Annotated in this window: 1 protein-coding gene; it reads left to right on the top strand. The window is 45.0% G+C overall.

Going from position 1 to position 1,748, the window contains the following annotated elements; all coding sequences use genetic code 11:
• A partial coding sequence (locus tag VN105_RS19995; RefSeq protein WP_325643493.1) for a hypothetical protein occupies positions 1-1,673 on the top strand: 1,673 nt, incomplete at its 5' end.
• Positions 1,674-1,748: the final 75 nt, after the last annotated feature.

Genomic DNA, 1,748 nt, shown 5'->3' on the forward strand with positions numbered 1-1,748 from the left:
GTAGCAAGGAGAAAGGTGAGAATACTATTGAAGTGAATAAAGGGATAAAACTGGCTTTAACTGAAGCCCAATTCGGCGGAGATAATATATCCGTGGCGAAAGCTTCGGCAAAGGCCAGCGCAACGGAACCTTTAACGATAACAAAAGAAATTCAGTCGGGACCGTTTAGCATTACCGCAGAACTGACCGAAAATACCCCAAGTAACAGCGGGCTTAAAGCATCCACCGGTAAAAAGGCCGCAACGAAATTGCTGTCATTGAGAGGTCCGGTAACCTATCGGGTAGTAGCCTATGAAACAGACGGTACTTATATTGACCAGGCGGTTGGCGATGCCTCAGATGCAAGCCAGGTATTTTTTGGGGATAAATTGATCGCAGGTAATAAATATACCTTTGTGATCTATTCCTTGGGGTCTACGACTACCCCTCCCCCTGCTGCTCCAACAACAAACCTGTATACGGCAGGTCAGGTTAACTTCGCTTTTACAAGCTATACTGAAAATGGAGCGGACTTCATGTATGCCATCGAAAAAGATGTCACCATACTCGGCAACAATACCCCGACGCCATTAACTACACCATTGCAGCACATGTTTACCCGTGTGACCCTGCTTGTTGACAACAGTGATGATACCGGTACATTTGGTACTGCAAACTATGTAAAAGGAGGTTACCTTTCGGAGGTTCCGGTACAAGCGGAATGGGTTTCACCTTTCACTGACGCCACTGTCGACCTGAGCACTGGAGCAACAGTATCTGCCGTCGATGATAATAATGTACCCCCTGTTTCAAATCTAAATGCAACAGCACAGACTTTTATCGTCAACCAGAATCAGTCGACCAATTTTTCAATTGCATTAACGATACCAAGCGGTCAGATCAAAATCGGTCATGATGTCAATGCGCAAGCGGTAAACTTTAACTTTTCAAATGCAGGTCTAGGCTTAAAACCGGGCTTTTCCTACACCATGAAATTACGTTTCAACAGCGACCGCTTTGTCAATGCGTCCAATGTCACCAGAAGCGCTACTGCTGCTGATGCACGCTATGCTGTCATCGCCGGCTATCGTTGGGATCGTTTTAACCTTGGTGTGGTCGATGTAAACCCTGCAACCAATAATCCTGATGCCGTTCCATCCGTACAGGCATTATACGGTAATTACTACCAATGGGACCGTCAGGCTGCAGTGGCAAATGCTTACAGTGGTGATGGCGCTATCGCAGGATGGAATACAACACCTGCTCCAGACGGTTCATGGAATAATGGTACCGCAGCCGCTCCTGTGAAAGCAGCATTGGATCCATGTGGTACAGGAGATAGAGTACCTAGTCAAGCTGAATATACCCGTTTAGGAACTTATACCCGCCATACTTCCATTGGAACCTGGATTCCATTTAGTGGAACTTCTACTGGATTATCGGACTTTACAGCTGCACATATTATGACCAGTAGAAAGAGTAGTGATATCAAATTAAGCTTTCCTGCAAATGGTCACAGAAACCCGACAACGGGGGCCCAGCTTATCCGCCAAAGCTCCGCAATTTATTGGCTAAACACTGCAGTCGGCGGCAATAATTATGCGGTACAGGGACGTGGATTCCAAAGTTCTTGGGATACATCGAATTATCTTAAAAATGCTGGTTATCCGGTACGTTGTATCCAGGATAAATAAGAGGCTTACAAATTTTCATAAGTAGTCATTATATAAATCCCTATTTGACTAGAAATTTCCTGTTGAAAAAAAATA

This window comes from Chitinophaga sp. (genome assembly GCF_035564935.1).
Taxonomy (GTDB): domain Bacteria; phylum Bacteroidota; class Bacteroidia; order Chitinophagales; family Chitinophagaceae; genus Chitinophaga.